Origin of the sequence: Mucilaginibacter sp. (assembly GCF_028288225.1) — a bacterium.
In the GTDB taxonomy this organism is placed as follows: domain Bacteria; phylum Bacteroidota; class Bacteroidia; order Sphingobacteriales; family Sphingobacteriaceae; genus Mucilaginibacter.
Window position 1 is genome coordinate 1 of record NZ_JAQBOC010000029.1, and the last position, 6360, is coordinate 6360.

Genomic DNA, 6360 nt, shown 5'->3' on the forward strand with positions numbered 1-6360 from the left:
CTCCTGATAGTTTTTCTTTCCTTGCATGACACAATATACTAATAATCAGTATATTAAACAAATTTATTGTTTGTTAGGCATGTAGTCGTGCAACAGCCACTGAAGCCAAACGGCAATGAATGAAAAAATAGCAGACAACCTCATTGCACTTTTAAGTGACGGATAGGATAAATGAGTGACTAAGGGCTTTAGCCCAAAACCAGCAGGTAAGCGACAATTTGATTTGCACGGATAAAGCATGATCATACTTCAAATATTATTTATATATTGTATTATTCTTAATACTAACAGATTATGAATTACAGATCGATAAGTTATGCGGGATATGTTTTCCTTATTCTTGGCTTAATCGGCTGGATAGGCCACACCGCCCCGATGTGGCCGGTGTATACAGTCTTATTGTTAGGAATCACCATTATGGTGGTAACAGTCTCTAAGAAATCCGGCAAATAAATAATAGGGCGATCAAAACATGCTCGTCTGCCTGCCGCCCTTTGGCACAAACAATGTGTAATCAAACTCCGGCATTTCCCTATCAGCCATAAAGCGGGTACAGGACATTTTGAACATCTGGTGGATAGATTCCGCAATTTTCCCCTCGCCGCTCATCCGGCGACCAAAATCACTATCATTCAATTTGCCGTCATGACATGATTTTATCATGTTCAAAACCTTTTCGGCCCTGTCAGGGAAAGCTTTGTTTATCCAGTCGGTAAAAATTTCTCCGATGCTGCCGTTCAGGCGAACAATGGTAAAGCCGGCAGATAATGCACCCCTGTCGGCAGCAGCTTTTATAATTGCAGGCACCTCGTTACTGTTAAGCCCGGGGATAATTGGTGCGGCCATTACCCTGCAGGGGATGCCTTTTTCAGTCAGTTTTTGAATTACTGCCAATCTGCCGGTGGCTGTTACTGTGCGTGGCTCCAGCTTTTGCCGCAGTTGTTCATTCAGCGAGGTTATTGATACATTAACGTGGACTAAATTCATTGCTGCCAGTTCTGTAAGGATATCAAGATCGCGCAGGATGACGTTGTTTTTGGTGATGATGCTAACCGGGTTTTTATATTTCAAAAACAGCTGTAAAAGCGAGCGGGTTATCTTTAACCTGCGCTCAATGGGCTGGTAACAGTCAGTATTGCCCGAAAGCAGGATGCATACAGGCTTGTAGTTTTTTTTATTAAAATACTGCTCTAAAAGCTCGGCGGCGTTGCGTTTTACAATTATTTTGCGCTCAAAATCAAGCCCTGCACTAAATCCATAATATTCGTGTGTATTACGCGCATAACAGTAAATGCAGCCGTGTTCGCAACCCTGGTAGGGGTTTATAGAATACATGTGACTAAGGTCAGGACTGTTTGACTCGCTTACGATTTTTTTTGAGGTCTCCTCAAAAAGCTGGGTAGCGGTATTTTCAAGCAAAGGCTCGTCAAGGCCCTCAATATGCTCTAATACATACTTGTTTTTTAAGAACTTGTTATGTGTATTTACCTGCGCACCGCGCCCTTTAAAAAACTCATCATTATCCTCATGTCCCATGAAGACAAATTTGCTAAAAAAATTAGCAAACTACAATTCTATCAGTTTATTTTTTATGGCGTATAATACCAGCCCGATTCGGCTTTTTACTCGCAGTTTTTCAAATAACTGATCGCGGTAGCCATCAACGGTGCGAATGCTGATGCACATTTGTGTAGCAATTTCTTTGTAAGTAAGCTCAGAGGCGGCCAGCTTTATAAACTCAAGCTCGCGCAGTTGTAACGTGACCTGCTCACTTTGCTCATTAAATGAGTTTATTAATAGCCTGGTAACAAACTCCGGATAGTAAACTTCGCCTACGGATACCTTTTGCAGGGCCTGTTCAAATTCATGCGGCTCCGAGTCTTTAAGCAGGTAGCCTTTTGCCCCAAACTTAAGCATGGCAAGCACCTTTTCGGGGTCTTCAAGCATCGATAAAACTATGATCCGGATCTCCGGATAATTTTCCTTGAGCCAAAGTGCAGTTGCGGTGCCATCCATTACGGGCATATGTATGTCAAGCAGTACAATGTCGGGTTTTAGCTTTGAAGAAATTTTTCGCACCATTTCTTCCCCGTTGCTTGCCTCAAAAAGTATATTAAATCCTTTAAAATTGTTAATTAATGATGCAATTCCGCTTCTGAAAAGGCGGTGATCATCAACTAACGCGATCTGGATGGTTTCCATCAATGTATATTCTTTGTTGTAAAAGGTTTAGGGTAACGTTAACATTACAGCCATTTCCCGGTGAACTATTGACCGTTGCCACGGCGCCAATCACTGCTGCTCTATTTTCAATATTTATCAAACCAGAACCGGTGCTGTTATCCAATGAGTTAGGTAAAAACCCAACGCCATCGTCCCCGACCGTTAAGTTAAACATTTCGGCGCCATATTGCAAGCCTATTTGCAAATGAGTTGCACCTGAGTGTTTAATGGCATTGTTTAGCGCCTCCTGCAAAATACGAAACAGCACCAGCTCACTTTGCTCACCAAGCGGATATATATCACCCTCTACTGAAAGACTTGCTTCAATAATGCCGCTTTTGTTAAGCTTGTTTACTTCGGTTTCGATAGTTTTAACTAATCCTTGCTTTGTTATGTGCTCAAAACTCAAACTTTTTGAAAGATCGCGCAGGTCGGTAATTACCTGCGCGATCAATTCCCGGTTTTCATTGATCTTTAGCCGCTGTTCACTGTCAACATTGCTTATCATAGCCAGGTTAAGCTTCACAAATGATAGCACCTGGTTAACGTTATCATGCAGCTCGCGGCTTACATGTGCGAAGGTTTGCTCCTGCATCTCAAGCCGTGCCTTTAGAAACTCCTGCCTGAAATTTGCCTGCACCGCCTCGCTTTCTGTCCTGTGTTGAATCTGCCGCTTTTGATAGAGTATGATGAAGTAGATAATAAAACCAGATAGAAATACAAAAAATACTGTTGCCGAAAAAAACACAACATACAACTCGTTGATATTAGGAACACCACTAACCATTACTTACCCTGATTGCGGTTACATTGCTATTATCAATTAACAGAGAAATGCCAATTACGATATAAAATATAAAATTAATTACCATGCTAAAGTAAGCAAGGGGTATCACATCAAGTTTGTTTTCTATAAAATAACTTAATAATGCAAAATTGAGGAACATGGTAGTTGCGTAAAATAATACATTTATGTTAAACCAAAACAGGCTCTGTTTAAACAGGCTTTGCTCCATAGGGAATAACAGCATTTGACGAAACAGCAGGAGTGAATAAACAACGTAAAGAATATGTGAAACTTCCAGGATCAGCGAAGGAAACTGCGTTAGCTTCTCAAAAAACAATACGTTTATAACTTCCAGGACAAGCATGGCAACTGTTGAAACAATGATCGCTTTTTTTATCCACCCGTTTGTTAGCAAATAAAAGTAGGTTAAAGAAAGGAGCGCATATTCAATAACCGCCCAAATGTGAGCAATGGGCATATTATTATGGTAAATTTTTCCATATACCTTTTTTATACTTTCGCTTATTAAAGTACATAGAATTAGCACTGTTAAAACCCGGAAGCCCTTTGAAAGTTTCTTAAAACGCGTAAAGCCGGCAATAGCTATTAGTAATAACAGTATTAAATATACTGCATATATGGTGTCTATACTCATATCAATCTATCAAATAAGCTCGGTACAAAATGGCGGGCAGGGTGTTAGCTGATCCCAATTTTCATATCTTCCTACATATGGAGCCGCACCGTTTACTTCAGGATAATCAGGATTCGGCTCGGCCCCGGTAAGGATCAAAGTAAATATATTATCGGTTGAACCCACATGATCAGGGTGTTTTGCAAAATGCACGCTTACGCCAACACAGTTTTTGTCGCTTAACATGGCATCCAGGGACCGGCGGCTAATAAAAAAGCCATTTAAAAATTGCCCTTCAGGTGTCACCAACGACGGGCCGCCTGTACCTGAATTTTGAGACTGATAATTACTGATTAAACTTTGTGCTAAGGTTTTGTCGATTACTGAAGACATGATAAATTAATTAAAGGGTTAAGGTAATATGGTTTCAATATAGGATTTGTCCTCTATAAATCCGCCCCGTTAAATAACGGTATTTTTACCGTATTTTAACGCATAAAATACCGTTATTTAACGGGGTGGAAATTCAAAGTAAAATATGTATATGGCTTTTTACCTGTGTTGTGTTTGGTTTAACACAATTGTTACACTTAATGGACTAATATGTAATTAAACAAAACCTTTTAATCAATGTTAACCTGCTGATGCGGAAGTTTTTACAAAGTATTTTTACAAAGCCGGCAATAACACTTGCCAACCGGCTTTCATCAAGGCCGGATAAAAAAAGGGTTGATGAAGCATTAAGCGATCTATACGATCAAATTAAAGCTAACCATACTAGAAAGGGGCCGATGCTGCCCTTTAATGCAGCAACCGATAAATTCATCGTTTTTTCGGACCAGCATAAAGGCGCCCGTGACGGTGCTGACGTTTTCACCAGGTCAGCGCAAAACTACCTGTCGGCTTTGGATTACTACAACAGGAATGGTTTTTTTTATATAAACCTGGGTGATAGCGAGGAGCTCTGGGAAAATCTTTTTATTACAGTAAAGCGGCATAATAAAACAACTTTTGAGGCAGAAAAAATGTTTATTGCCCGAAAAGCTTTTATCAAGATCTTTGGCAATCATGATCTTTATTGGGATAATGATCCGCTTGCGGCAGCTGGCCTGCAAACTATATACGGGCAAAAAGTTGAGATCAATGAAGGCGTTGTGCTAAAAACCACGGTTGGCAAAAAGTCGCTTGAAATTTATATGACCCACGGCCACCAGGGCGATCTGCAAAGTGATGGCAATTGGTTCAGTAAATGGTTTGTATCAGATATTTGGGGGCCTTTCCAGGCTTACCTGCGAATAAATCCCAACACACCGGCTAATAATAACGAATTAAAGAGCGACCATAACCGGATAATGTATGAATGGAGCTCGAAAAGGGAAAACATTTTATTAATAACCGGGCATACCCATCAACCGGTTTTCCGGTCGTTAACCCAGTTGGAATCATTGTTTGAAAAACTGGGTATTGCAAAACAAAATAATGATACTGCCAAAGCCGCTGAGTTGCAAGTAAAAATTGAGGCCCTGCACCTTAAAGCCTCAAGGCCGCCGGATTTTAAAGGCTATTTGGATACTTATTTTAATAGCGGATGCTGTTGTTTTGATGACGGTGATATAACCGGCATTGAAATAGCTGACAATTGTATCAGGCTTATTAAATGGAAATACGGACAGGGCAAAAAGAGCGAACGGACGATATTAGAAGAATGCCCGTTAGCAAATTTAAAGTTGAATCAGTAGTATGCAAAAGCATCGCTGTCCATGTAAGGAGGAATGTTCATTAAACAAGCGATGTTAACTCATAAGCCCTGGCCCGGCATCAGGAAAAGTGCATTTAAAAATAGCAGGCCATACAAAATCGGTTAGAAAACAGCGATAAACTATCGGTTTTATTAACCTGTTTTGTATGACATCCGGAATAAATGGTGTTAAAAATGCTAAAAGCGATTTCCCTGCCCCGGCATTTATTCCATTTTGGTTAAAAAATATTTGCCCGTTTGGGTTTAACCCGTAAACTTTCAATATTATCCGGCTTTACTTAGGCAAACTGTTTTACACTTATCGTAAAATATGTTTACGATTATGTAAAGTATTGAAAAGTGATTCACAAATTGCTATCAACTTGCTAAGTTGCTTTACTATTGAATATCAATTAAATAAATTTGATCCAGCTAAAAACAATATTGTTAACCTGTTTCATTTATAGGAAGTTATTGAAACTGATCAGATTACCAGACTGCAAATAAATTAAGTATAGAGATTGATAATAAAGACTACTTTAATTTAACCGGCCTTTAATTTACATCGAAACCATTATTATTCCTGAATGGCCATGTAAGTGGGCTGGCGAAGCTATGGCTGGTGTAAGTTAAAGGAAAACGCAAAATAGTTCTTCTCTCAAAGCATTGTGTATATAAATTCAGTGCTCGTTTTACATATTCGTTTCTGTCGATGAACTTGTACTTAATTATCATCAGTTTAGTTGACGAAGGTCAGCGGAAAAGAAAGTTGGCGAGGCCAAGTGTATTGTGAAACATGCTATATAAAACAAACTAATAATAATTATAACCATGTGGAAAGAAAAATTAATACCAATGACAATTGGCCTGGTCTTACATATGCCATTTGTCAAAACACTATTGTCGTATAGAACAGGTGGTACTATTGAAAGTAAATATTGCTACTCTGTCTGGCTAAGACACCTTAAGATGTTGAAT

7 protein-coding genes are annotated in these 6360 nt (G+C 39.4%); 1 reads left to right on the top strand and 6 read right to left on the bottom strand.

Annotation, left to right across the window (positions count from 1 at the left end; all coding sequences use genetic code 11):
* Positions 1 to 465: 465 nt before the first annotated feature.
* From JWQ54_RS08655 to JWQ54_RS08675, 5 genes are read right to left on the bottom strand one after another with little or no spacing between them, the layout of a single operon-like run.
* Complete coding sequence (locus JWQ54_RS08655) at positions 466 to 1536, bottom strand: PA0069 family radical SAM protein (RefSeq protein ID WP_299583132.1); 1071 nt, start codon at positions 1534 to 1536, stop codon at positions 466 to 468.
* 30 nt (positions 1537 to 1566) lie between these two features.
* A complete protein-coding gene (locus JWQ54_RS08660; protein ID WP_299583135.1) occupies positions 1567 to 2202 on the bottom strand; it encodes a response regulator transcription factor in 636 nt (211 codons plus the stop codon).
* Positions 2174 to 3010, bottom strand: a complete 837-nt coding sequence (locus JWQ54_RS08665; RefSeq protein ID WP_299583138.1) for an ATP-binding protein — start codon at positions 3008 to 3010, stop codon at positions 2174 to 2176. The genes JWQ54_RS08660 and JWQ54_RS08665 overlap by 29 nt, the downstream gene beginning before the upstream one ends.
* Positions 3003 to 3665: a hypothetical protein gene (locus tag JWQ54_RS08670; RefSeq protein WP_299583141.1), complete on the bottom strand. Its 663-nt coding sequence runs from the start codon at positions 3663 to 3665 to the stop codon at positions 3003 to 3005. The genes JWQ54_RS08665 and JWQ54_RS08670 overlap by 8 nt, the downstream gene beginning before the upstream one ends.
* A 9-nt stretch (positions 3666 to 3674) precedes the next feature.
* The gene (locus JWQ54_RS08675) at positions 3675 to 4037 is read right to left on the bottom strand and encodes a hypothetical protein (RefSeq protein ID WP_299583144.1); all 363 of its coding nucleotides are present in this window, start codon (positions 4035 to 4037) and stop codon (positions 3675 to 3677) included.
* A gap of 251 nt (positions 4038 to 4288) precedes the next feature.
* On the opposite strand from JWQ54_RS08675, the gene JWQ54_RS08680 reads away from it, so the two are divergent.
* Entirely contained in the window at positions 4289 to 5383 is a 1095-nt protein-coding gene (locus JWQ54_RS08680) for a metallophosphoesterase (RefSeq protein WP_299583147.1), read from the top strand.
* Between the two features lie 554 nt (positions 5384 to 5937).
* Here the strand turns inward: JWQ54_RS08680 and JWQ54_RS08685 are convergent.
* Complete coding sequence (locus JWQ54_RS08685; protein ID WP_299583150.1) at positions 5938 to 6117, bottom strand: hypothetical protein; 180 nt, start codon at positions 6115 to 6117, stop codon at positions 5938 to 5940.
* Positions 6118 to 6360 lie beyond the last annotated feature (243 nt).

What these genes read in the sequence shown, in the direction of transcription:
- JWQ54_RS08685 (WP_299583150.1), bottom strand. Translation starts at nt 6,117, where the DNA reads ATGATAATTAAGTACAAGTTCATCGACAGAAACGAATATGTAAAACGA.
- JWQ54_RS08670 (WP_299583141.1), bottom strand. Translation starts at nt 3,665, where the DNA reads ATGAGTATAGACACCATATATGCAGTATATTTAATACTGTTATTACTA.
- JWQ54_RS08660 (WP_299583135.1), bottom strand. Translation starts at nt 2,202, where the DNA reads ATGGAAACCATCCAGATCGCGTTAGTTGATGATCACCGCCTTTTCAGA.
- JWQ54_RS08680 (WP_299583147.1), top strand. Translation starts at nt 4,289, where the DNA reads ATGCGGAAGTTTTTACAAAGTATTTTTACAAAGCCGGCAATAACACTT.
- JWQ54_RS08655 (WP_299583132.1), bottom strand. Translation starts at nt 1,536, where the DNA reads ATGGGACATGAGGATAATGATGAGTTTTTTAAAGGGCGCGGTGCGCAG.
- JWQ54_RS08665 (WP_299583138.1), bottom strand. Translation starts at nt 3,010, where the DNA reads ATGGTTAGTGGTGTTCCTAATATCAACGAGTTGTATGTTGTGTTTTTT.
- JWQ54_RS08675 (WP_299583144.1), bottom strand. Translation starts at nt 4,037, where the DNA reads ATGTCTTCAGTAATCGACAAAACCTTAGCACAAAGTTTAATCAGTAAT.